This is a genomic window from Chryseobacterium subflavum (assembly GCF_055762745.1).
The window spans coordinates 202793-228447 of sequence record NZ_JBVTMR010000003.1; the positions used below are offsets into that span (position 1 = coordinate 202793).

16 protein-coding genes and 1 tRNA gene are annotated in these 25655 nt (G+C 33.8%); 7 read left to right on the forward strand and 10 right to left on the reverse strand.

Annotated features, from left to right (window positions below; translation table 11 throughout):
• Positions 1-212: 212 nt before the first annotated feature.
• Entirely contained in the window at positions 213-1940 is a 1728-nt protein-coding gene (locus tag AC0INN_RS14430; protein WP_306613802.1) for a sodium:solute symporter family transporter, read from the reverse strand.
• 245 nt (positions 1941-2185) lie between these two features.
• Between AC0INN_RS14430 and AC0INN_RS14435 the strand changes: the two genes are divergently transcribed.
• Positions 2186-3184, forward strand: a complete 999-nt coding sequence (locus AC0INN_RS14435) for a GntR family transcriptional regulator (protein WP_172279598.1) — start codon at positions 2186-2188, stop codon at positions 3182-3184.
• Between the two features lie 208 nt (positions 3185-3392).
• Here AC0INN_RS14435 and AC0INN_RS14440 read toward each other — a convergent pair whose 3' ends face one another.
• The 3 genes from AC0INN_RS14440 to AC0INN_RS14450 all read right to left on the reverse strand — a co-directional run bounded on the left by AC0INN_RS14440 (position 3393) and on the right by AC0INN_RS14450 (position 11902).
• A complete protein-coding gene (locus tag AC0INN_RS14440; protein ID WP_306613804.1) occupies positions 3393-7205 on the reverse strand; it encodes a TIM-barrel domain-containing protein in 3813 nt (1270 codons plus the stop codon).
• Between the two features lie 146 nt (positions 7206-7351).
• The gene (locus AC0INN_RS14445; RefSeq protein WP_306613806.1) at positions 7352-9004 is read right to left on the reverse strand and encodes a RagB/SusD family nutrient uptake outer membrane protein; all 1653 of its coding nucleotides are present in this window, start codon (positions 9002-9004) and stop codon (positions 7352-7354) included.
• 21 nt (positions 9005-9025) lie between these two features.
• Positions 9026-11902 (reverse strand): SusC/RagA family TonB-linked outer membrane protein, encoded by a 2877-nt coding sequence (locus AC0INN_RS14450; RefSeq protein WP_273648696.1) that lies wholly within the window; start codon positions 11900-11902, stop codon positions 9026-9028.
• 861 nt (positions 11903-12763) lie between these two features.
• Between AC0INN_RS14450 and AC0INN_RS14455 the strand changes: the two genes are divergently transcribed.
• From AC0INN_RS14455 to AC0INN_RS14465, 3 genes are all read left to right on the forward strand, one after another.
• Positions 12764-15883: a M60 family metallopeptidase gene (locus tag AC0INN_RS14455; RefSeq protein ID WP_273648698.1), complete on the forward strand. Its 3120-nt coding sequence runs from the start codon at positions 12764-12766 to the stop codon at positions 15881-15883.
• Between the two features lie 675 nt (positions 15884-16558).
• Positions 16559-17905 carry a DUF3472 domain-containing protein gene (locus tag AC0INN_RS14460; RefSeq protein ID WP_273648700.1) on the forward strand — a complete coding sequence of 449 codons (1347 nt, stop codon included), beginning with the start codon at positions 16559-16561 and terminating at the stop codon, positions 17903-17905.
• Between the two features lie 155 nt (positions 17906-18060).
• Positions 18061-18133 (forward strand) — tRNA-Phe (locus AC0INN_RS14465).
• A 162-nt stretch (positions 18134-18295) separates the two neighbouring features.
• Here AC0INN_RS14465 and AC0INN_RS14470 read toward each other — a convergent pair.
• The 5 genes from AC0INN_RS14470 to AC0INN_RS14490 all read right to left on the reverse strand — a co-directional run bounded on the left by AC0INN_RS14470 (position 18296) and on the right by AC0INN_RS14490 (position 22207).
• A complete protein-coding gene (locus AC0INN_RS14470) occupies positions 18296-18745 on the reverse strand; it encodes a 4'-phosphopantetheinyl transferase family protein (protein WP_306613808.1) in 450 nt (149 codons plus the stop codon).
• Positions 18690-18974 carry a hypothetical protein gene (locus tag AC0INN_RS14475; RefSeq protein WP_306613810.1) on the reverse strand — a complete coding sequence of 95 codons (285 nt, stop codon included), beginning with the start codon at positions 18972-18974 and terminating at the stop codon, positions 18690-18692. The genes AC0INN_RS14470 and AC0INN_RS14475 overlap by 56 nt, the downstream gene beginning before the upstream one ends.
• Before the next feature lie 257 nt (positions 18975-19231).
• The gene (locus AC0INN_RS14480; protein WP_273648704.1) at positions 19232-19912 is read right to left on the reverse strand and encodes a hypothetical protein; all 681 of its coding nucleotides are present in this window, start codon (positions 19910-19912) and stop codon (positions 19232-19234) included.
• Between the two features lie 3 nt (positions 19913-19915).
• Positions 19916-20935 carry an alpha/beta hydrolase gene (locus tag AC0INN_RS14485; protein ID WP_273648705.1) on the reverse strand — a complete coding sequence of 340 codons (1020 nt, stop codon included), beginning with the start codon at positions 20933-20935 and terminating at the stop codon, positions 19916-19918.
• A 165-nt stretch (positions 20936-21100) separates the two neighbouring features.
• On the reverse strand, positions 21101-22207 hold the full coding sequence (locus AC0INN_RS14490) for a helix-turn-helix domain-containing protein (protein ID WP_172279622.1): 1107 nt from the start codon (positions 22205-22207) through the stop codon (positions 21101-21103).
• Positions 22208-22434: 227 nt separating this feature from the next.
• On the opposite strand from AC0INN_RS14490, the gene AC0INN_RS14495 reads away from it, so the two are divergent.
• The 3 genes from AC0INN_RS14495 to AC0INN_RS14505 are packed head-to-tail and all read left to right on the forward strand — an operon-like array spanning position 22435 to position 24462.
• Positions 22435-23610 (forward strand): thioredoxin family protein, encoded by a 1176-nt coding sequence (locus tag AC0INN_RS14495; RefSeq protein ID WP_273648707.1) that lies wholly within the window; start codon positions 22435-22437, stop codon positions 23608-23610.
• Between the two features lie 8 nt (positions 23611-23618).
• Entirely contained in the window at positions 23619-24251 is a 633-nt protein-coding gene (locus AC0INN_RS14500) for a DUF3575 domain-containing protein (protein ID WP_273648709.1), read from the forward strand.
• 4 nt (positions 24252-24255) lie between these two features.
• Complete coding sequence (locus AC0INN_RS14505; protein WP_273648711.1) at positions 24256-24462, forward strand: hypothetical protein; 207 nt, start codon at positions 24256-24258, stop codon at positions 24460-24462.
• Here AC0INN_RS14505 and AC0INN_RS14510 read toward each other — a convergent pair.
• Positions 24459-25655, reverse strand: coding sequence for an exo-beta-N-acetylmuramidase NamZ family protein (locus tag AC0INN_RS14510; protein WP_273648712.1), 1197 nt, complete (start codon positions 25653-25655; stop codon positions 24459-24461). The genes AC0INN_RS14505 and AC0INN_RS14510 overlap by 4 nt on opposite strands.

Here is a 25655-nt window from a genome sequence, read left to right on the forward strand (position 1 = left end):
ACCGGTTTTTGTAGCTTTACTACCAGTTTAAAATTTGGAAATATTTCGAAATAATTTGGGATTCAGTTCTACCCAAATACCAACAGATTATAAATTCCATTGAGCAAGGCTAAAGGATGAAAAACTATTTTCTATAAAAGTGTCTATGTGATAAATTATAGCAAAAAACCAACATTTCTCATTTTCCTCAAATACAAAACTCAAAATTTCTATTACCAAAAACGAACATATATAGCAGTTAGAAGTAATAAAATAATGACAATCAGAAATAATGTTCTATTGTCCACACTGAACATATTTTTGTCTGTGACAAAAGCCTTTGGATTTACTTTTGGTTCAAAAAAACTTAAGAGAATCATTACAACTGCAGTAATGAAAAATGACCAGCCCATATTGATAAGGAAAGGAATCTCTGTAATGGTTTTCACCACACCGTTTTCCAATTTTTCATAAGTGAATGCTGTATAAATCCATGTTTCTTTTCCAAACAGGCCAACTGCAAAGCTGTTAAAGAAAATAGATAATAAAAAACCAAGAATAACTCCAACTATAGCAGCGGTTCCGGTAGTTCTTTTCCAAAACATTCCTAAAATAAACATAGCAAATACACCCGGACTAATAAAGCCAGTATATTTTTGTATAAATGTGAAACCGCCTTCTCCACCGATTCCCAAAATATCTGTCCATGTAAATACCAAAGCAATAAGCATAGCCACTATAATTGCCCAACGTCCTGTTCTTACCATTTGCATTTCAGAGGTGTTGGTGTTTAAATATTTTTTATAAATATCTAAAGTGAAAATTGTAGATATACTATTTACTTTTCCAGCAAGTGATGCGACTATTGCAGCTGTTAAAGCAGCAACCGCAAGACCTTTAAGCCCAGATGGAAGCAACCCCAATATTGCAGAATAAGCACTATCTTTTACCCCATTAAAAATTGACAAATGACCTTTTGTATAGAGTACATAAGCTGCAATCCCAGGAAGTACAACAATTACAGGCATAAAAATTTTTAAAAACCCTGCAAATAAGATTCCTGTTCTTGCTGTTTTCAAATCTGCTCCTAATGCTCTTTGGGTAATGTATTGGTTACATCCCCAATAATTAAGTTGTACAATCCATTGTCCAGCAAAATACATCGCTAAGCCTGGCAAAACCACATATTTCTGCACCGCTAAATTTTCCGGCATTGATAAAGAAGTTGTTGTTATTTGTGGTTTATTTAGAATGAGTTTGAAATGTCCCGGAGCTTCTTTCAAAAGGGTATCTAAACCCGTTAAGGCATTTCCAATAGCAGCACCATTAATTCTTTGATCCACCACCTGTAATGCCATATAAACTGTAGCAAAACCACCAATAACAAGAACTGCTACTTGAATAACATCCGTGTAGCCAATGACTTTCATTCCCCCCAATCCAATAAACAAAGCCATTAGTAAAAGTGCAATCATGATGATATGCAGGTGGCCTCCACCAAGCAATGAATCAATAGCTACAGCTCCTAAATAAAGAATGGAAGTAAGATTAACAATTACATACAAAAATAGCCAAAAAACAGCCATAATAAGGGAAACAGACTTATTATATCGTGTTTCCAAAAACTGGGGCATCGTATAAATCTTATTTTTGAGATAAATCGGAATAAACCATACTGCAATAATGATTAGGGCAATTGCAGCCAGCCATTCGTAGACGGCAACAGCTACTCCTATGAAGAAGCCTTCTCCACTCATCCCAATAAATTGTTCTGCCGAAATATTAGATGCAATCAGGCTCGCTCCAATTGCCCACCACGTAAGTGAGCCTTCTGCAAGGAAATAATCTTTACTTCCTGTCGTTTTTGATTTCTTTCGCTTGTATATCCATAAGCCATATGCTGTTACAACCGAAAAATATATTAGAAATATAACAAAATCAAGAGTCGAAAGTTTTCCCACGCTTAAAAATTTTTATAGTAAGTTTATCATAGATTTGTACACTTTTTAGCACTTTTATATACTCTAAAGTATTTAATAATTTAGCGTCCCTAATAGATCATTTAAAATAAAATTGAATCTTTTTCAGAAAAATCACATAAAAGGAAACATTATCTTACCAAATATATAAATTTGGAAAACGCATCCATACTTGTTCCTACCAGTTTTTGTATATTCACCACTAGTTTTAAAAAATTGGAAATATTATGAAACTTATTAAAATAACTCCCGATTCGGTTATCCCTAAATACCAACAGATTATAAATTCCATTGAACAGGCTCTTGCTCAACAACTGCTAAAAAAAAATGACAAGCTACCTTCCATAAATAAAGTATGCATGGAATTTGGCATTTCTAGAGACACCGTTCTATATGCCTACGAAACATTGAAAAAGAGAGGAATAGTAAATGCCATTTTAGGTAAAGGGTACTACATAAAAAGTACTGATTGGGATTTTGAAGAGCGAATTTTTCTATTATTTGATGAGCTTAATGCTTTCAAGGAAACACTATATAATTCATTTTTGGAAGAGTTACAACAAAGATCTAATATCCATGTTTTTTTCCACTACTTCAATATAGATGTCTTCAAGAAATTAATCGAAGAAAATAATGGAAACTACACAAAGTACATAATTATGCCGGGCAATATGAATAATACGGCGCCCATTATTAAGATGCTTCCAAAGAAGGATGTTTATATATTAGATCAAACCAATTTACATTTAAGAGAATATTCATCAGTCTATCAGAATTTCGCAAAAGACATGTATAATGGTCTATCAAAAGCGAAAGCTTTGCTTAAAGCACACCAAAGACTGATTCTTATTTTTCCAGGAGAAAAAGAACCTATAGGTATGGTAGAAGGATTTACCAGTTTTTGTGAGCAGCATAAAAAGAAACATATCATTATCAATAATTTTACCGACGAGGAAATACTGGATGGAGATGTATTCATAATTCCTGATGATAAACACTTGGTAAATGTTATTAAACAATCTAAAAAGCAGAAGCTAAAGATTAAAAAGGATTTCGGAATTATCTCCTACAACGAAACGCCTCTTAAAGGTATTGTAGAAAGTGGTATTACTACAATTTCCACGGATTTTTGGCAAATGGGAAAGATCTTAGCAGAAATGATTCTTAATTCCAAACAAGAAAGGATCGAAAATGCGTCTGATCTAATTATCAGGAATTCCTTATAAATGATTTGAATTAATATTTTTTACCTGAAATTATTTAAAAAAAATACAAACAAAAGCTAAATAGGGCATCATTCTGAACGAATTTATGCTTGTTTTTGAAAAAAGGCTCAGATTCTAAAATCCAAGCCTTGACTTTTTAACTTACTCATATTGTGAGATGTTGTCAAAAAATGTAAATTCTTTCTTTTGCTTTTAAATAATTTCGTAATTAAAAGTTAATAGAGTTCAGTGTTTTATCAACAAGTAATCCTTTACTCGCTTTTATATTAAATGATCCGTTTCTTTTTGCTTTAAATTTAATAATGAATAAATCCGTTGTGCCTTCTAAAGGAAGTTTTTGTCCTACATTGACCAGCGTAGGATATAATACCTTTTCTTTGTTGGTATGCAGTCTGTCATAAGTCAGGTTTTCCATTTGTCCGATATTTAATGGGGTAATTCCTATATATTCCAAGTCTTCCTGTTTATATGGAATAGCGAAACTCAATGCATTTACAGATTGCAGATTACTACCTTTTACTACTACTTCAATGATATCATTCTTAGCATATTGTTGCTTTGAGGCAGAGGCTGTAATGCTACCTTGCAGTGGTTTCAATTCTTCATCATTTACTCCTCCATCTATTTTCGTAGCGACGTTAGAAATATCAAAGGCATCAATGAAACCATTTTTATTTATATCTCCGTTGCTAATATATCCTTCAAAATCAGAATCTCCTTTTCTCAAACCTGTATAATTAATATATGAAGTAAAATCATTCATATCAATTTTCTGATCATTGTTGATATCGCCGGGAAGCAAGCTTGAAGACCCTGGAACTTTGAATACATATAATTCGTTTCCACTTCCAAAGTTTTTGAAAGCATTGCTTACTACAATCTTCATAAATCGTGTAGTTGGATGTGTGGCGAAATCTAAAGATTTACTTTTGTTATTTCTATCCCATGTAAAAGAGCCAAGTTCTATCCAATCTTTTTTATTATCACTATACGAAATTTTACCATTCATCCATATTCCGTTGTAACCACTGTTTCTAGGAATATATTCTAATTTGCTTATGGTATTAATAGAACCTAAATCTAAAATTATCTCAAAAGGGACTTTGCTTTTTTCATAATCCGAGTGCCAGCCTGTGCTCATATCCTGATCAAAAAGATTCTCTAGCCCTTCTCCTTCCTGACTTGGAATTGTGGCTGTGGCTTTTATGCCTTTAATTACAAATTCATAAGGGTTTTTATTGGTTTGTGATGAAAAAGGAACCCAATCAGAAGTATTTGTTTTATTTACGGCTCTTAATTTGAAATCATATTTCATTTCAGGATCTAATCCTTCAAATAAGAAAGAGGTATCTTTTATATTACTGTATACCATATTATTATATAGTATTTCGTAATAATCAGCATTAGGAATTGTATTCCACGATGGTAATATAGAATATGCGGTGTTTGTATTTTCTGAAGTGATTGGTTTCAAAGCTTCTGCAAATGCTCCGGAATTCTTTTTTAGTTGATTAGAATTGATAAATTGGTAGTCTTTAATGACAAGCTCTACTTTGTTTTTGCTAACATCTGTGATTCCTGATTTTACCCACAATTGTGGATTTCGAGAAATCGAAACTTTTGAAAATTCAGAATCTTTTGTAGAAAAATTATTGAATTCAGGTTTACTATTGTAAAAATATACGTTTGTAGCATTATTGAATTCATCTAAAGTATTTACTATATTCAGTTTTATATTTTTACCTCCAATAGAAAGCTTTACACCGGATGGTTTCTTAGTAACATTGATTCTAAATTCTGTCATTTTTTCTTTTTCAAAGCCATTAAAGTTACCTTGAGTAGAAGAGATGCTTATTGTTGCAGTATTTTTTACAACATTACTTTCTATAAGGGTGCTTACAGATTCTTTTTTCATGTAATTTTCGGTTACGCCATCGTCATCATATTCTATAAAACTGGATTTGCCTGAAGGATATACCTCATAAATTCTTAATTTTTTATTGATTTGATGAATGTTGTTATTGGCATTTACCATCGGAATAATAGCACCTGGTTTCACAAATAGAGGGAGTTTCCAAATTGGGGCATCGAAATGATTTAAAACAATCCCTCCTTCATAAGTTTGCCCTGTAAAGTAATCAATCCAATTTCCTTTAGGAAGGTAAATATTATTTCTAATATCATTTCCTTCTTTATCCATTTTTGTAGCCTGATATACTGGAGCTACTAAGAAATAAGGTCCATACTGATACTGGTATTGAGTAGATTTTCCTAGGGTATATTCATTAGCTTCATCTAAAAACATTGCTCTGATCATTGGCAATCCTTCTACGGCTTCCTTCGCTATACTATAGCTATAAGGAAGCAGGCTGGATTTCATTTTTAAATAGTTCCTGTTAATAGAAGCAGCAGACTCACCCAAAGCATGGGGATACTTTTCGTTTGTTCCCCAGCCGTCCATGTTTAACTGCATAGGAGTAAAGGTCTTCCATTGGAAATCCCTTGTATTAACGATTGGGTTTTTCCCTCCAAAAATACCATCCATATCCGAAGTAATGTTAGGCTGGCCAGACAAACCAGAACCTATATAGGTAGGAATGTGGAATCTGATGTATTCCCACTCCCCTCCGGTTTGGTCTCCTGTCCAAATACCTGCATATCGTTGTGAACCAGCCCAGCCGTCTAACGAAATGATGAAAGGACGACTTCCGTTTCCATAGCGCGGCATTATTTGGGCTACATCTGAAATACCATTCAGTCCGAATGAATAGCCAGGACCTACCCAGGCAACATCCGTTTTTAGTACTCTTACACCTGCATCACCTACTTCCTTTATGATATCTCTCTGTAAAAGAGCATTTATACCATCTTTAGGGTGCAAATCTGATTGGGTCCATAACCCTATTTCTACGCCGTTTTTTCTGGCATAATTTCCGAGAGATTTTAAGTTAGCTATATTGCCATCCAAGGTTTCTGTCTGCCCGTATCCAGCACTGTAACCATCATTTGGCAATATCCACCCCAAAGGCATATCTGTATTTTTATAACGATCTATCACTGCTCTGGCAGAAAACTGATAGTTATTTTTTTCTCCATTTAAAGATTCTTTAACCCCTCCATTGTCTTTTTGGCTCTCTTTATATCTTTTTCCGTCTTCAAATAGGATTCCTTTATCATCTTCTTTCCAATAATCTCTATTGTAGGCATTAAGATGTCCTTCATAAAAACCAAATTTGGGTAAAAGTACAGGGTTTCCTGTGAGCTGGTAAAAATCATTCAACAAAGATTTAGGTTGATCATTTACCATAAAGAAAACATCCAGGTAATTAATCTCATGAGCCAGTTTCACTTCATTTTTATTTTGTTTACCGAAATCATAATATCCTTTTTTGAAAGTATGCCACATAAAACCATACCCATTTGTAGACCAATAATAAGGATTTGGAGATGCAACACCACCATCAGTCCAGTTATTTTGATTCACAATAAAGATGGTATTTCCTTTATGAGAAAATCGACCGTTTTGTACTCCGCCTCCATAGAAATATTCATCCTTTCCTTGAGATAAAGTAAGCACTGCTTCTTTAGAATTAAATTCAATGGGAGCAACAAAAGAAAATATCTCTTTATTAAGGCTCAAGTTGAATACTTTAAATAAAGAAGTTGCTTTTTCAATTTCTATTTTAATTTTACTGGTGGAAATAGAAACAGTGTGCGGTAAATTGTTGACAGCAATTGCTTTTACTTTTCTTCTGGGCTGATCTACCAAAATCTGAGCAGGAGGTATCGCTTCAGGATTTCTTACTTCTCCTCCTTTGGGATCGAAAAATAATCGAAAAATATTTTCTCCATAAAAATCTATTGTCATTTTTTTGTTATCAGAGAGCAAAACTTCTACTGAAGTTTCTCCTTTCTTAGAAACATTTTCAATTTTTTGAGCCTGAATTTTTCCAATGAAGAAAAAAAGAAAAGAGCTCAGTAGTAAAATCTTTTGAATTTTTGAATTTAAAACGGCATCCATTTACCTTGATTTATTTATTAATTACATTTTACACTACTCTAAGAAATAAGATCGATATAAGATAAAATTAACTGTAGCTTTCTGTGATATTAAGAGTTTCAAAAATAGTTTTTTATCAAGTAATAACTATAGTCATTTATATAAAATTAATATCCTTTTGCTGCTTGAGCTTCTTTTAGTTTCGGATTTAAATCCACAGCTTTTTGGGGATAAGGAAATCTGTAAAATCTATTATCCCAAACTCTTGTTGCAACCTGCGTATTAGTAATATCATAAACGGTTTTCATTACATTTGGGGCAATCTTCCATCTCCTGATATCATAAAATCTGTGGCCTTCATTTGCCAGTTCTATCCTTCTTTCATTTCTGATAATTTCTCTTAAGGTTTCTTTTGTCTGTGTGTTGCTAACCCCTACCATACCTGCTCTGCCTCTAATCTGATTTAATGCATCATAGATTGAAGGATCTGGACCAAAAAATTCATTTCTTGCTTCGGCATATATGAGTAATATCTCTGCATAACGGATAAGCATAAAATTGTTGCTCATATTTAAATTCTCGTCCAATGAGCCATAATCCGCCATTTTTTTATAATTATAGCCTATCTTGGACGTATTGTTTGCACCTTCATTCCATTTGAACAATGTACTTGTCCCAAAACCTTTTAAGTAAGACCAGGGTCCGTTTGGATGCATTATACTTGCATATAAACGGGTATCTCTGTTTTTAAATTCATCCAGATAGGCATTATTTGGGTTACCATGATTATAATTTGAAGCTCTTGTAGCATTAGAAGGAGGTGTAAATGCCGTTCCATCTTTGTTCCAATAGGCATTTACTAAATCAATTGTTGGTGTTACAGAACTCCATCCACTCTCTTCATTTGGCAATAAGAAAAGGGCCATGCTATTACTAAATACTCCTTTAGAGTCCGGTACAAATTGAGCTTCTAAAATTGATTCTTTGTTGCCATTATTTTTAGCCCAGAACAATGCTTGATAATTGCTCAATCCTCTATAAAAATTATCTTTATCTGTTGCAGAGGTAAAGGTAACAAAGCTATCATAATTTGTACTTGTGTCTACTAAAGTTGTAGTGAAAAGATTATAAGTACCGGAATTAATTACTGATTGAGCAGCTTCATAAGCTTCTTTATATTTTCCTGTGTATAAATATATCCTTGCCTTAAATGCTAATACTGCTCCTTTTGTTATTCTGCCTTTATCTTGGCCGGAAGGGTAGGCAGTTGGTAAATCATTTTCTATAGCATTTAATTCACTGATTACAAAATTATCAATTTGAGTTTCAGAAATAGGAGTTAGAGTGGATCCATCCAATTCACCTGATTTTTGTACGAGTGGAAGAGCTCCAAAACGTTGTGATAAATCAAAATAATTAAAAGCTCTTATAAATCTGGCTTCTGCTTTATATCTACCAGCTAAATTTTTGTCCATTGGGATCCCATCAATTTTTTCCAAAAAAGTATTTACTCTTCTAATTGTAGTAAAATCATATCCGAAATCTATAGAAGGAAGTATGTTTCCCGCAGAAGCATCTACTGCAGTTGTTTCCCAGGGATATTGAGCAAATGAATTATCGGTAAAACTATCGTTATATAAATTGCTGTAAGCGGCATCAGAAAAATATTTGTAAATACCATTTAATGCCATGGTTGCGTCTTTTTCCGTCTTCCAAAATGTTTCTTCCGATACTTTATCTTCTGGAAACCTATCTAAATTACAAGAACTAGTCACTATAGCCAGGGAAGCTGATAGTAATATAATTTTTATCTTTTTCATTTTCAGATGTTTAATTTTAAATTAAAAAGTTGCATTGATACCAAACGATATGGTTTTTAAATATGGATATGTTGAACGACTACTTGGCATTTCAGGATCAAAATCTTTCATTCGTTTATCTCCCCTCAATGTAAAGTAATTCTCTAAGTTGGCATATATTCTGAATTTTGTCAGTCCTATGCGGCTAATTGTTTCCTTAGGAATAGAATATCCCAAAGTAATAGACTTAATTCTAAAGTAACTTGCATCAAAAAGCCAATAATCTGAAATAACACCTATATTTTGAGTTCCTCCTCCTGATGGCAGTATTCTAGGATACAGGGCATTAGGATTCGGGTTTTCCGGAGTCCATCTGTTATCTGAAACATATTGTTTTGCACCGGCACCATTAAAAAATGCCTGAGAAGATTCTTTATCCAGATATACCTTAACATTAGCCACCCCCTGACCCACTACGCTAAGATCAAAATTTTTGTATCTACCCCCTATACTTAGACCATAGGTAAGACTTGGAACATCATTTCCTATTACTGTTCTATCTTTTTCATCAACAACTCCATCTCCATTAATATCTACATATTTTATATCACCAACTTGAGAGCTACTATATAATTTAGGATAATTATTGTTGATATCTTCTTGGGTTAGGAGACCTGCAGTCTTATATCCGTAGAAATCACCAATTGAGCCTCCTACTTGTGTTATCCAATAATCATTATATAAGGTCTTACTATTGATGAGTGAAAGAATATTATTTCGGTTTTTAGCAAAATTTGCATTGATGTAAAAGTCCCCATTTTCAAAATTTTTATTATATCCCAAAGTAATTTCTATCCCTTTATTTTCCACATTACCCGCATTAATGGGCGGTGCTTGGTTTTCTGCTACACCAGTTTCATATTCTAATTGGTTGCTCATTAATGCTCCTTTTGTAAGACGGTTATATAAATCTACCGAGAAAGTGAAAGCGTTATTGAATAAAGATCCGTCCAGACCTATATTTTTGGTAACAATTGTTTCCCAGCCTATGCCCAAAAATCCAAGCTTACCCGGTACCACTCCCCCTACTATAGTATTCCCCAGAACTGTAGAAGTATTATCCATATAGGTCTGATTGTCATAATAACCAATGGTATTGATAGATCCGGTGCTGCCATAAGAACCTCTTAATTTTAGTGTATTGATAAAACTCAGGTTTTTTATGAAATTCTCCTTATCTAATCTCCAGGAAGCCATAATTGCAGGAAAATATCCCCATCTATTTTCTTTAGCAAAACGTGAGGATGCATCTGCCCTTATGATACCTTCTAAAAAATATTTTTCCTGATAATTATAATTGATACGAGCGAAAACAGACTGGAAAGCATATTGCTGAGTATTAGAATTTAATTCATCCAAGGTTCCGTCAAGGGTACTAAGAGCACTTAAAGAATGTAATCCATCTTTTGGTATATTGGATTTTTTACCAGATATGGATCTGGTTGTATAATCTTCATACGAAGTACCTCCCAACAATTTAAAATAATGTGATGATATGTTTTTTTCATAACTTATCAGGACTTGAGTATTAAGTAATTCATCAGAATTCCAGGACTCAGAATAGTTATTAATTGCTCTCGCAGTTGAACTAATAGGAACATTAGTTAAAAAATTGTATACGGGGTTTAGTGTATTTACAAAAGTCCCTAAACGATAGTTCCAATTTGAATAGTTAATTTGAGCATTTACATTTAATCCTTTTACAGGAGTGTAATTGGCAGATAATGCCCCCATAAATTTTTGATCATTTGACTTAGAATCTCCTCCCTCTACATTGTTTCTTACAGGATTGGTATTTGCAAATGTATTATCTACTTTACCCGCATTAACAGATCCCCACCATCCATTGGATTGTCTTAATACCATAGTAGGAGTTATTCTTGCTAATTCTCCAGTATTAATAACACCGCCCTGATCATTGATCATTTGTTTGATAAATGATATATTAGAATTTACTGTAAGTTTATCACTCAATTTAGAAGATGTATTTGTCCTAAAAGAATATCTATCCATACCCTTTGTAGGTGATAGAGACTCCTGTTTCAAATACCCTAAACTTGCGAAATAACGAGTTTTATCTCCACCTGATATATTTATCTCATTATTAAGCACATTTGCCATTCTTCGATAAGTTGCTTTATACCAGTCTGTGTTTGGGTATCTGTCGGTGTCTGTACCGGCAGCTGTAAGATTTATTTGATCTTGCGTATATTGAGAAAAATGACCAACATTATTATTAGCGTTATAATATGCTTCATTTTTCAGTTTCATATATTCAACAGCATCTACATACTTAGGCAAATAGGTGGGCGTCTGATAACCATTATACATATTATAACCTATACTCATCTTACCTCCACCGCCTTTTTTAGTCTCAACAAGAACAACCCCATAGCCAGCTCTTGCACCATAGATAGATGCTGAAGCATCTTTTAAAATGCTTATATTTTCAATATCAGCTGGGCTTAATCTGGAAAAATCTGCAGCACTAGAGGGAATACCATCTATAATATAGAGTGGAGAATTACCCGCAACACTCCTTCCCCTTACATTCAAGGTAGGAACAGAACCTACATCTCCCAAAGAAGACTTAATTGTAACTCCTGGTAAAGCACCTTGCAGACTTGCTGTTAAGCTTGTTGTTGGGCGATCCTGTAGTATCTTTTTATCAACAGAAGCTATAGATCCGGAAACAGTTCCTTTTTTCTGTTTTCCGAATCCTACTAAAACAATTTCTTCCAGATCTTTTACTTTTTTAGAGGTAGAGTCCGAAGGTTTGTTTTTAGTTTTTTGTGCATCCACTAATGTGATAGATGACATTAAAATTGCACTCAAAATACAAATTGTAGTTTTCTTCATATTTTATTGACTTTTATAACAATATTATCCAGATGATGTTGAATTCTAAAACCGTATCACTTACCATTTTTTCCAGGCAAAAACAAAAAAATGGTGATCTTCCATATTTTACAGTATCCGGCACAAATGGAAAATATGTAAAGTGAAACCTCCCGATTATATCCAAATACACTATATACCCTCTTCTTATTTCCTTTTCTGAATGTGAACTAACTATTACTTTAATATTAACCCTGTGTAACCCAAATGTATAGTTTTACACCATACCTCCATACGGGTAGCCACCAGTTTTTATCCCTTTACCACCAGTTTGAAAATCATTTGAATACGGCCTTATTAAGAAGCTCTTAGAAATTGGTTATAAATTGGCAGCCATGCCTATTGCTTCTCTATTTTTCAAGAGAAAAAACCCATTTACATATTGATTTTTTCCATTACAAAAGTGTTTTCAATTTGTCATTCATGGATCACTATCAAATATTAAAACGAATTTTTTAAAGGTTAAAAATCTTTATAAGCATGTTTAGAATTAATTTTCAAAGCGTCTTAAATAAGTCAACTGGTAGTGAACATTCAAAAACAGGTAGGTACTAGTTTGTGCAATTACTTTAATTGTTAATTTTGGAAAGGAGGTTTTTAGTTCAGATATATCGCAAACTTAACAGGAGTGTAATAGAAGTATTTATCTGTAAAAAGTCTTTTTAGGATAAAGTTTTGAGCTATCAACTCACAAATAGTGGATAATTAATATCTGGGAAGATTGCTTAATACAATTACTATTCAAAAACAAATCAAAGCTGGATTTGTCTAACAGCTATAGATTATTACTTTGTTATTTTTTTAATCAAAAATCTACACCAAATGAAAAACAATTATTTTATTCTCTCATTTCTACTCGTTTTACAGACAGCTTTCGCACAGCAGTATAAGATGTCTGTAGCATATGTAAATTCGTTACAGCCCGCACAATCAGGACAGGAGGCTGGACAGAGTATTGATAATAATGTGAATACTCTTTATCATTCTCAATACAATTTGAGTACAGCACTTCCGGACCAGTTAAATTTCAAATTTTCCAACCGGGTAAAAAGTATAAAAAGGTTAGTCTACAAACCTAGAACAACGGGCCCAAACGGAATCTGGACAAGTGTGAAAGTTTCTTATTCTACCCAATCCGATCCTACAGTTTTTATAACAGCAACCGGGGTTATTTCCTGGGCAGCTGATAATACGGCAAAAACTATAGATTTGCCGACAGCAATAGTTCATCCTGCTGTTATTAGGATTGATGTCCTCAGTGCCCAAAATAATTTTTCAAGTTGTGCTGAGATGGAATTTTATTCTACAGAACAGATGGATCCTGTACAAACAGAATGTACACTGGCAACCAATGAGTTTTCAGCTTATGCAGATATCCCAGTATTGCCTCAGGTGGCAGGATCTTCGGCCTCAAGTTTCCAATCGGGAGAAAATATAGAGAAATCCTTTGATGGTGATGTAAGTACACTTTATCATTGTAGTTGGAATGCAACAGCAGCTACTTTTCCTATTTCTCTGATTTACAAGTTTAATGGACAAACAGCTATAAATTATTTAAGGTACACACCCAGACAGGATGGCGGACCAAACGGACTTTTTGGAAATGTAAAAATAAGTTATAATACAATTTCTAATCCAGCATACATTACTATTTCTACTCAAAATTTTGGGCAGACATCTGCAATAAAAACGGTAAATTTTCCTTCCGCCATTACTCCTTTAACTATAAAAATTGAAGTTCTTGATGGTAAAAATAACTTTGCAAGCTGTGCCGAAATGGAATTTTTTCAGGCGAGTTCTAATAGTTTTGATCCTTCAGCTTATTCAAATATTTTTAATGATTCTATTTTCAGTGCTTTAAAAACAAATGTAACCCAGCAGGATATTGATGCCATTTCCTCACCTTTCATAAAAGGATTAGCTCAGTGTTTATTTAATAATACCTACAATAAAAAATATAGGGTACAGACTTTTACGGCATATAAGACAATTGAATCAATAAATACCCAATATAAAATTGGAAATTATAACGGATATGAAAACCCTACAGGGATAGCATTCCAGCCTAATACCACTGCTATTGTTTTTGCGAAAGATATTACCTCTGAAAACAAAGTTTACTTAAAAATAAGAGATTTTGCTACTGAAGGGGCGTCCCCTGAAAAAACATACGAACTAAAAAATGGAATAAATATTCTCGCTATTGCTAATACAGGTTTGGGATATATTTCATATTACACTGATAATGTAAATGCCGCCCCGGTAACTGTAAATATCACAGCAGGTATTGTAAATGGTATTTATAAAAAAGGTACAACCCCTACAGAATGGGCAGAAATGCTGACTAATGATGTCTATCCAAAAATTGATATAGAAGGTTATTATACAAAACTGGTTACCAATAAGTCTGCGGTAAGCAATTTCCATTTCACAACCGCCCAGCCTTTGATAGATAAGTATGATGCAATTGCCAAGTCTGAAAGAGAAATGATGGGCTTCTATAAATTCAATAAAAACTTTAAAAACAGGCAGCTTGTTTATATGGAATCTACAGGAGGATGGTTTGCTGGAGGTTTAGGAGTTCATTTAGATCTTACTTGGGGATTATCCAATTCAACCTCAGCATCAGGACTTGATATTTGGGGTGTGGGACATGAATTAGGTCATATCAACCAGGTAAGGCCTGGATTAAAATGGGTTGGTACAACAGAAATCACTAACAATTTATACTCATTGTGGGCCTATTATAATATGTACTTACCTACAGGGAGTAACAGATTTACAAGGCTGGAAGGTGAAATTGCCGATAAAACAGCCTTTCCTAAAGTAGCTGGAAACAGATTTGGAGAAATTATTATTCAGACACAAATTAACGGGAAAAGTATTATGGATCAATTCAGAACAGATTATGTGAATCCCGCTGATGCGAATTTCAGAAGCCTTATTCCATTTTGGCAATTAGAATTGTATTATCAATTGGCAGGCGCTTCAAAAGGTGCTGCAACCCTTGCATTTGATTCAGATATGTCTGATGAAGATACCCCTACAGTTACCCCTACAGGTCCGGGAGTAGATTATGCACATTGGTTTGCTACAGTAGCTGAGAAAGTAAGAAATACAAACGAAAGCCAGTTTACCCAAGGGCAATTGGTAATGAATTTTGTAAAAAATGCCTGTGACGCCGTACAAGAGGACCTTACGGATTTCTTCACTAGCACCGGTTTTTTAAAGCCAATAAACGGTACAATATCAGATTACACCAATGCTCAAATGACAATTACCCAAAGCATGATTGATGATGTGAAAAGCTATGTCCTGGCAAAGGGATATGCCAAACCTGTATCTCCGGTCATCAATTATCTTTCAGCGAATAGTGTAAATGCATTCAAGAATATGCAGCCTGTTTCAGGGATTACGGGTGTTGGTGCACAGATCACAACCAATACACAAGGACAGTTCTTATTGGTAGATAATTCTAAATGGAGTAATGCTGTTGCCTTTGAAACCTATAATTCAAGTAGCCAGCTAATCAGTGTTTCTATTGTAGGAACAGGAGATACTACATTGACAAATACTTATGTAGATTATCCTTCGAACGCAATGAAGGTCTATGCCGTGGGATACAATGGACAAAAAATACTGGTTTATCCGGCAATTACATTAGTTGTTGATGATATTAAGAAAAATAATAATGAATTTACTGTTTATCCGAATCCTTTAAAAAATGGCCAAAAATTAGTTATTGATTTTAAAAATTCAAAAGAAAATCTGAAAGCAGGATTGTATGATTTGACTGGGAAGCCACTTATTTTAGCAAAAGGCTCTTTAAGAGAGATAAATAAGGAAATTAACGATAAAATTCAAGATTTGAAAACTGGAATTTATGTTGTTTCAATAAATGATGGAACTAATACCTATCAATCTAAGATTATTAAAGAATAATATTCTTTATAAGCTTTACAATCCAGCAAATTGTTACAGTTTATAATATTTAAAAATAATGAATGCTTGAAGCGATTGCCGAAGATTGTTGATTAGTAAAAAGTTATTTTTTATACTGCCGAGCATATTATTGTCAGCAAATAAGTAAATACCAATTTTTATTTAATATCACTTTATAGTTAGTATTACAAAATTGGTGTAAATAAACTTATAGCATTTTGTATTAATTTAATCAAAATGATAGCCATCAGTAAGTAAACTGGATAAATTAACACATTAAAATGGTTGAAATAAATATCTGATTATGTTGTAAATCCCTTTGTTTTGTACAAAACAAAGGGATTTAACCATGGTTAAAAAATACATAAATTACTACTGTAATTATTTCTTCTGGAAAACAACCTATGATAAGCCCTCTATTTAAAGAAAAATTTACAAAATCGGTGGTTTATGGGGATATCTAATGAGTTTTTAATGCCTCCTCTAAACTTCTTTAATACATGTCTGATTCCTGAAAAGACAAAGTATAAAATCTTTAAAATTATACAACTGCACTAACAACTTTTTAATATTATAAATTTAGATTTTTATTTAATCTACAATATGTGAAATAAACTTTTATTATATCCATAAAAAAATTAAATTAGTAGACGTAAATCAAATTACAAACATATTATGAGGACAAAAAAATTAACAAATACCTTTTTAGGTGTTGCCTTACTTATTTTTCAGTCGTGTGCAGAAGCCACTGTAGTAGCGGAGGACACTGTTACTACACAAAAAAGCGCTTCAGCTTTAAAAACCACGTCTTCCTTCAATGTTCCGGTCGCAGGAAATTCTTTTATAACAGTAAAGCCTTCGGGTGCATCCGAAGTTATTACTTCTACAAAATTGGGTAACTGGACTAATTCCAACACTGTGATCAGTACTTATTTCAAGGTGGGCAATACTGGAGCCTTACATATCGGATTAAAAGCTTCTGTACCTTCCGGTACCAGCACAGTAAAAATAACAATCGGTAACACATCCAAAAATGTTACTTTAACTGGATCAGCTTATACAGATTATTCTGTTGGAGATTTTACTATTTCCTCTCCGGGTTATGTAAAAGTTGATCTTCAGGGCGTCACCAAAACAGGCGGATACTTTGCAGATGTTACGGATATTACTTTTAGTGGAGCAGCTTCTACCGGAACCAATATTTACAGTAATGATCCTTCCTACTATTATTGGGCACGCAGAGGGCCGTCATGCCATCTGAACTATACAATTCCAACAACCAGTAATGTGAGCTATTACTACAATGAAGTAACTGTTCCGGCCGGAGAAGACAAGATAGGCTCTTATTTTATGGCAAACGGGTTTAGTGCCGGCTATTTTGGAATGCAGGTAAACTCTGCTACAGAAAGAAGAATCCTTTTCTCCGTATGGAGTCCGTTTGACACAGATGATCCGAATAATGTTCCTCCTGATCATAAAATCATTTTAAACAGAGCCGGAACCGGAGTAACAGTTGGAGAATTCGGCAATGAAGGTTCGGGAGGCCAAAGCTATTATAAATACAACTGGACAGCAGGACAAACCTATAAATTCCTGTTAAAAGGAGAGCCGGATGGTAGTGGAAAAACTGATTTTACAGCCTGGTTCTTATCGCCTGATACCACAACATGGAAACTTATTGCCAGCTGGAAGAGACCTCAAACCAGCACTTATCTTAAGAGCTTCTACAGTTTTGTTGAAAATTTTAATCCGGAGAATGGATATCAGGGACGAAAAGCAGAATTCAAAAATCAATGGGCAAGAACTTCGGATGGCAACTGGATCGCTATTTCAGGAGCAAAATTCAGTGTAGACAATACCTACAATGCACAACAAAGAATAGATGCAATGGGAGGAACGAGTGGCAATGCTTTCTTTTTACAAAATGGAGGATTCTTTAATACTGTTGTTGCACCCGGTTCTCAATTTTCTGTTACTGCACCTACCCAGGCTCCGAATATTAATTTTTCGACACTTCCTTAAAATTACAACATAAAAATAACCAGCCAGTTAGTTTTAAACAAAACGAAAACTGGCTTTTTTATTTTATTTATTTTCAGTTTTTATTGCATGGTAAGCTAAAAATTACTATTTTTGCACCCACTTTAAACAACGAAGTAACACAAAACTATCATATTGGTTTCTTAGCTCAGTTGGTAGAGCAATGGATTGAAAATCCATGTGTCCCTGGTTCGATTCCTGGAGAAACCACAAAACCACCTTTTTTAAGGTGGTTTTTTTATGATTTGTATTTCAAGATTACTCTGAAATAATACCATTATCATTTCAAAACCTAAAACAACAAAAGGCACTTTCCTTTTCTTTAATCTTTCATATAGGAAAACAACTCCTAACTTCCCCGGATGATTTTTACTATAAAAAGTTTACATTTAATCGTTTGACAAAGATCGTCTTTTCCCTGATATCTTCATTAGCCGCAATACAGCATTGATATTTTTTGTCAAGATAAATCTCTTTCAAATAAAAAATTTCATTTTCAATAATAGCCTGACCATGATTAACTTCAAAAGAATCTAAAGGAATAAACATTCCTTTTCCATGTGCTTTAATAACAGCCTCTTTTTCCGTCCAGTACGTAAAAAAAGACTGTACTTTATCCTCTGAAAAATGTATTTTTTCCAACTCACCAGAAGTCATTTGAAATTTGAATTCTTCATAATCGGCTTCCTGATTGATATATTCAACATCAATTCCTACGGGTGATTCATTAATACAGCAAATAACCAGATTACCAGCATGAGATATATTAAAATGCAGGTTGTGGTTTTTTATATAGGGTTTGTAATCCGGGAGTGCGTCCAATTTCAAAATCCTTGCTATCAAAATAATGATCTAATCCATATTTTGGAAGAACTCTTCCCAACAAAGACAATTGTGCATCCTGCCATCTTCTGAATTTTAATAGTCTTGTAACAAACTCATCAGAATTCATTATCAGATATTTATCCATCAGATACTGATGTTTCGCTTCTTCGATAAATGTATATAAAACCCGCATTAAATTAAAGCTAATATCGGCAGAATTTTTCAATTATTTTCTATGTCTAAATTAATTAATAGCGATAAGAAACACATGCATATAAAATTATCGAGTTTAACTCTTGTTTTACTTCAAAATTATCAAAAACCATTTTATTGTCATCACTAAAATTTCGAAAAATTTGTACTATTGCCGATGTAGCTTATGGGATTATTAAGCTAAACTGAAACAGAATTTAAGAAGTACTATCTGGGAGCATAATTAGCTACAAACAATAGTAAAATGCCGGTAAAATCCGGCATTAACACTTAAAAAGGCAAGTTGTAATTATATCCAACCTGCAAAAGATATGGCAGTTGTGGTTTCGTTTTCAAATCCTGAGAAACAATCCCTCCTATTTTCAGATATATTTCCTGGTTGCTGAATGTATATCCTCCTTGTATGGCAGCATAAAAGTTTCCTCCGGTCGCCGGTTCATACCAGCCATCTTTTACTGCCGGATAAATTTCTTTATAGTGATCGGAATGTTTGAAATGAGTAACAATGGCTTTATCAAAGCCAATTTCCAACGCTCCAAACCATCTCTGCCTGTAATACCCAATTGTTCCGGACATATCCACCCCAAAATTCAGAAGCTGAACATTCTCGTTTTCAAACTTCCGGAAAACTCCCTGAACTTTTGTTGAAAATTGGAAATCCCTAATTTTTATCCATCTCACATGAGCTCCTGCTTTTATTTTAAAGTCATCAAATAAATCTTCACCAGCCGGTGTGGAGACCTCAATATTTACAATTGTGGGAAATAACTTACCATGAAATTTATATCCGTATCCTAGCCCCAAAACAGCACCATATTCGGCACCAATGTTTGCATTAAGAATATGTCTTTCTCCATTTTCAAGCCCAGCCCAGTTAACCGTTTGTGATTTCACAACATTAAAGATCAGTATAAAAAAAGCTATTTTTATATATAGTTTATTATTTTTCATTTGTTAAAGATTGTTGATAAAATTGATAATTTTAGGTTTGGTCTGGGAATTCCATACATTCTGATTGGTAATAATACCATCATGTCCAACACCGGAAACCTTAACCTTTTCCACATGATTATAATCTGAAGTAATTTTCTGTGCCCAGGAATCAGGATAAGCTTTATTTCTTTCACTGTAAAAGAATAACACAGGAGCATTGTAATTCTGCAGCCCCTTAGAAAAATCGGAATTGTATTCCTCTCCTACATCAAATAATGCATCCATAATTACAGCCCCACTTCTCCAGCTCATGCCGGGATCAAAGTCTCCTTCACCAGTAATATCGTTTTTCGATGTCAGCATAGACATTTTATAATCCAGTATTTCGTGCTGATCCTCCTTTCCGGATATAAACTGATCAATATAGGCTGCATCATTCAAGATCTCACTCCAGAGTTTAAATGATCTGGACTCTTTTACATAGTCAGTAATATCATCCCATTTCAATCCGCCCGGTTCACATAAAACAATACCCTGAACAGCATTTGGATACTTTCCCACATATCCTGAAGCCAGTATGGCTCCCCAGGAATGCCCTAATAAGATTACTTTTTGATTAGAGCTTTTACGGTAATAAGCTATTACTGAGGATAATTCGTCATACATAAGATCAATAGCTCCTGCTCCTAATGATTTATATGAATTCTTAGGAAAACGCTGGGAAAGACCAGAACCTCTCTGATCATAAAAAACGACTCTGTATCCTTTATTAGCGAGATCTTTACAATTTAATAAATATCTGTAATCACCTCCCGGTCCTCCATGGATAGCAATAATTAGGGTCCCATTTTCAGGGCCGAATGCTTCGGAATGGAGCAGAGAGCCATTCACGCGTATTGATGGTAATGAAGAATCCTGATCAACTGTCTTAGGAACTAAGTTTCCGGGTTCATCAATTGTTCTTCCATCAGTACAGGAGAACAGTAATGCAAAAATTGTAAAAGAGGTCAGTAACCCTCTTTTTTTTCTCAATGTTGTCATAGTTTGGGTTTAAAATATTGATGCAAAGATTCATCAAACCCAAAAGCTATACGCCCCAACAGGAAAGCTGACCCAAGAAAAACAACCAATATAAAAACCTGATTACCAATATTATATGAAACATGAAACCATTCCCTGGAAGATGAAACTATAAAAAGATAAGAATTACAGCTTTTTTTGGTATTCAGTAGGGGTAATACCCGTATATTTTTTAAAATTCCGGTTGAAGGATGTTTTGGAATTAAAACCACATTCAAAGGCAATAGCCAGAAAAGTATATTGCCTGCTTTCCGGTTCCGAAATTTTGTGCAAAAACTCTTCTATCCTCTTTTCATTAATTAATTCGTAGAAGTTTTTATTTTCCTTAGAATTAATTACCTGGGAAAGATAGTTCGGATGGACTTTAAGCAACTGAGACAATTCATTTAAGGTGAGATTGGGATTTATGAACGGTTTTTCTTCGCTTAAAACCTCAAGTAATCTGCAATGGATATCATCAATATTTTCCTGTGTTAATCCTGATTTTTGATACTTTTTATCTTCACCAATTGCTATTGGAGATCTAAGTACTTCTGTCAGGCTTTCTTCAGCAGTAAAAAATGAATTAGAATGATTGAAAACCTGTACCTGCTTGATCCCGAAATATCCCAACCACATGATAAAAACAGCAACTGCACCATAAATAATATTTGCATTGTCATTCCAAAGAACCAATCCCCAGATCAGCCCAATCCAGATAATAAGATACAACAACCACTTAAAGTTTATTTTTTCTGTATTTGAAAACTGCTGGACCATATTTTTGCGGAATCTATATAAAATAAATAAAGAAATGATCACATAAATGATTCCTGAAATGTATATACCATATAGCCTGAAAAGCAATTCAATCTCGAATTCCCTTCCCTCATGTTTAAAAATACTAACCCTTTCATCAAAGGGTGCCATATAAAATGAAAGAAAAGATAAATTACATATCACAAAAGGTAAAAAATGTAACAGCTGTACTGCTGAAAAAGGTTTAGGAGAAGTTTGTTTTCTTACATAGAGGTATAAAAACGGTCCATAAAGTAACGGTAGTGTAAAACCTAAAAGTATAAAAGAAGGATATTCTTTATACTGATGAGTAAGAAAGAGATAATGTGTTAATAAATTGACACCAATTGTAAATAACCATCCACATAAAATAAAATCAGCAGAGCTTTTATTCCGTTTTGTAAGCAAAAGAAATGTCAAAAAGAAAGCAATAAAAACCCCGGAAAGATAAAGCATAAACAGCTTCAGTTTTTTAGTTAATAGTCCAATAAATTATAATCATCTAATTCACAAAAATAAAGAATAACTTCTATTGAATGATATTAAATAAGACAGGATACAGAAAACAAGTTTTACAATTGATTAATTTAGTTCTTAAAATTAGTTAATGTCCTCTATCTGGCCTTCTCATTTTCAATCTATCTCTTGAAAATTAACTATCTTCGCCTACAAATTTTAATCGAATGAAGAAGATTATCTCCGGATTATTTGTTTTTTTCACTGTAATTCTTTTTGCGCAGGAATCCATCCAGTTTCAGGATATCCCTTTTAAAGACCTAATTGCCAAAGCTAAGAAAGAAAACAAAATAGTTTTCATTGATGCTTACGCTTCATGGTGTGGCCCTTGTAAACTGATGGAGAAAAATGTATTTACAAAGAAATCGGTGGGAGATTATTATAACGCCAATTTTGTAAATGCAAGATTTGATATGGAGAAAGGAGAAGGGAGAGAAATTGCTGCCAAATACGGAGTTCGTTCCTATCCGACTTACTTGTTTCTGAACGGTGATGGGGAGCTCATCTCTCAAAATCTCGGTTATATGGAAGAAAGTGTTTTCCTAACGATGGCACAGGACATCAATTCACCCAATAACAAAAAAGGGTCATTAAAAGATCGTTTTGCATCGGGTGAAAAAGACCCTGAATTTTTGATCAACGTAATGAAATTAAATTCTACTTCAGATTTTGATTTTGCAAAAAAAGCCTCTGAAAGATACTTTGAAAATAAAAAGAAAACTGAAGAACTGTCTAAAGATGACATTGGATTTCTTTTATTCTTTTTAAAATCCGTTGAGGATCCTAATTATAAAATTTTCGCTTCCAGAAAATCAGAAATTATCAAATATCTTCCTGAGGAAACCTATAAAGAATTTGATCATCAGCTTATTTTATCCAAGGTAGTAGCCGAATCGATTGACGACAAAAATAAGAGGGTAAATGATGACTATTTTCTGAAAACAGCAGAACCCTTGGTGGGGAAATATGAGGCTGAAATTAAGCTGAATCAGACTAAACTTAGTTATTATGAACAAAATAATAATTTTCCTGAATATGAAAAAGCAGCTTTAGCATATTACAAAAATTCTGATTCCTTTGAGCCTAATCAATTACTTAAAGCCGCGTGGATATTCTCCGAGCATGTAAAAACAACATCCTCATTAAAGAAAGCGGTTGAATGGGCAGAGAAATCTGTTATGAGAGGAGAGACTTCTGAAAACACCTTTATTCTGGCAAAGCTCTATTTCTTAACAGGAAATAAAGATATGGCAAAAACGTATGCTGAAATGTCGAAAAATATGGCTGTTCAATCCAATAAAGACGCAACTTTGGCCGATGGATTGCTTAAACAAATCAAATAAACTTCAGAATGAAATATAAATTGTTGGTAAGTTTTATAAGTCTGTTTTCACTAGGAAATTTGAATGCCCAGGAACAGGAACAGGCTACAGAAAAGGGGAAAAGTTTATACGTAAAAGGCAATGCCCTTTTTCTTCCAATAGGAGTTCTAAACGGAGGATTAGAATATCAGCTTAGTAAAAAATATACTTTACAGGGTGATGTGTTTGTTTCTCCATGGAAATCTTTCGCCGGACATGAATTTCAATATTATTCTGTTTCCTTAGAGGGTAGATATTATTTTGATGAAGCTTTCAAACACTGGTATGTGGGTGCCAACCTTGCAGCATCTTCTTTTGTATTGCAAAAATGGAATTACTGGGGTTCTGGTACATACACTAATGACAGAGGCGAACAATTTAAAAAATCAAATCTGTATCAAAAAGGACTTTCTGTAATAATTGGTGTTACCGCAGGATATCAGTTTCAACTTTCTGAAAACTGGAATCTGGATGTATATGGAACATTGGGCACATCTCAAGATTTTTATAAAGGTTATGACCGTGCAACAGGAAAACGTTATGATGAAGCTAAAAAGTTCAACAAAAGTGGTGAGTTTTTACCATATAGAGGTGGAATAATGATTTCTTACAAAATAAAATAACACGATGAAACTATTTGGAAAAAATCACATTATTATATTGGTTATCACCTTTGTTATCCTTTTTTTAATGAATTACATTGGAAATGATGCCCCAGACAAATTACAAAGGGCAATAATGACCGCTTCAGCAGGAGTGATCGGATTAACAGTGGGGCTTTTTATCCTTAATAAAGGTAAAAATGACAAAAACCCACCACAAGATTTCGATTAGTTTTCGTACACCACGTATTTAGATCTGATTTTCTCAAACTTTTCTAAATCTGACTTCCACGAAGCCTTTATTTCTTGTATTGATTTACCGGCAATGATTTGTTTTCTTAATTCATCAGTTCCGGATAAAGTATCGAACCATAAGTTTTTAAGAAAGAAATCCTGTTGAGGATTCTTGTAATTTTTATAAGCTTTGATCACCCATTCCAGACTAAGTTCCCTCAAATCATTCGGATACTCAGATAAATTTTCTCCATAACATAGTTGCCCGTTCAGGAACGGATCTTTTGCCCCGAAATTAGGCTTTGGAGTAAACTGATAAGGAAGACTTTTTGTCCAGGGAGAACCATATACCTGAAAGGGATTATCTGTACCTCTTCCTACAGAAACCTGTGTTCCTTCAAAAAAACATAAACTCGGATATAAATTTATTGCTTTATCATTAGGTAAGTTGGGAGATGGCTTATCAGAAATAGCATATCGCAGCTTTTTATGATAATTCTTCATAGGAACCAAAATATATGTTGCCTGCATTCCATTCTTCAGCCATTTTTCACCGTTGACCATTTTTCCATACTCACCAATGGTTAAACCATAGACAACCGGAACTTCATGCATTCCTACAAAACTAGCCCATTTCTTTTTTAAAACAGGTCCATCAATATATCCATCGTGAGGATTAGGCCTGTCCAATACCATTATCTCAATATTATTTTCAGCTCCGGCCTCCATAAGGTAGCTTAACGTTGAAATATAGGTATAGAATCTGACGCCGACATCCTGAATATCAAACACTACAATATCAATTCCTTTTAACTGTTCAGGTTTCGGCTTCTTATTACTTCCATATAAAGAAACAATAGGCACACCTGTTTTTGAGTCTACTCCATTTTTAACAGTTTCACCAGCATCAGCATTTCCCCTAAAGCCATGCTCAGGGGCAAAAATAGCTTTTATCTTAATCCCGTTTTTTACTAAAAAATCGACCAGGTGAGTACGATCTTTCATCAAACCCGTTTGGTTGGTAACAATACCAATTGTTTTTCCCTTTAGCAGCGGTAAATAAACTTCCGGCTGGTCGGCACCGGTCTTAAAACCATCTTTTGTTTGATTCTGAGAATAATATTGATTGAATACTCCTAAAAAAATTAGGCAAATAAGAAGTAAATTTTTAATTTTGAAATCTAAATTCAT

What these genes read in the sequence shown, in the direction of transcription:
- AC0INN_RS14435 (WP_172279598.1), top strand. Translation starts at nt 2,186, where the DNA reads ATGAAACTTATTAAAATAACTCCCGATTCGGTTATCCCTAAATACCAA.
- AC0INN_RS14440 (WP_306613804.1), bottom strand. Translation starts at nt 7,205, where the DNA reads ATGGATGCCGTTTTAAATTCAAAAATTCAAAAGATTTTACTACTGAGC.
- AC0INN_RS14445 (WP_306613806.1), bottom strand. Translation starts at nt 9,004, where the DNA reads ATGAAAAAGATAAAAATTATATTACTATCAGCTTCCCTGGCTATAGTG.
- AC0INN_RS14450 (WP_273648696.1), bottom strand. Translation starts at nt 11,902, where the DNA reads ATGAAGAAAACTACAATTTGTATTTTGAGTGCAATTTTAATGTCATCT.
- AC0INN_RS14455 (WP_273648698.1), top strand. Translation starts at nt 12,764, where the DNA reads ATGAAAAACAATTATTTTATTCTCTCATTTCTACTCGTTTTACAGACA.
- AC0INN_RS14460 (WP_273648700.1), top strand. Translation starts at nt 16,559, where the DNA reads ATGAGGACAAAAAAATTAACAAATACCTTTTTAGGTGTTGCCTTACTT.
- AC0INN_RS14480 (WP_273648704.1), bottom strand. Translation starts at nt 19,912, where the DNA reads ATGAAAAATAATAAACTATATATAAAAATAGCTTTTTTTATACTGATC.
- AC0INN_RS14485 (WP_273648705.1), bottom strand. Translation starts at nt 20,935, where the DNA reads ATGACAACATTGAGAAAAAAAAGAGGGTTACTGACCTCTTTTACAATT.
- AC0INN_RS14490 (WP_172279622.1), bottom strand. Translation starts at nt 22,207, where the DNA reads ATGCTTTATCTTTCCGGGGTTTTTATTGCTTTCTTTTTGACATTTCTT.
- AC0INN_RS14495 (WP_273648707.1), top strand. Translation starts at nt 22,435, where the DNA reads ATGAAGAAGATTATCTCCGGATTATTTGTTTTTTTCACTGTAATTCTT.
- AC0INN_RS14500 (WP_273648709.1), top strand. Translation starts at nt 23,619, where the DNA reads ATGAAATATAAATTGTTGGTAAGTTTTATAAGTCTGTTTTCACTAGGA.
- AC0INN_RS14505 (WP_273648711.1), top strand. Translation starts at nt 24,256, where the DNA reads ATGAAACTATTTGGAAAAAATCACATTATTATATTGGTTATCACCTTT.
- AC0INN_RS14510 (WP_273648712.1), bottom strand. Translation starts at nt 25,655, where the DNA reads ATGAATTTAGATTTCAAAATTAAAAATTTACTTCTTATTTGCCTAATT.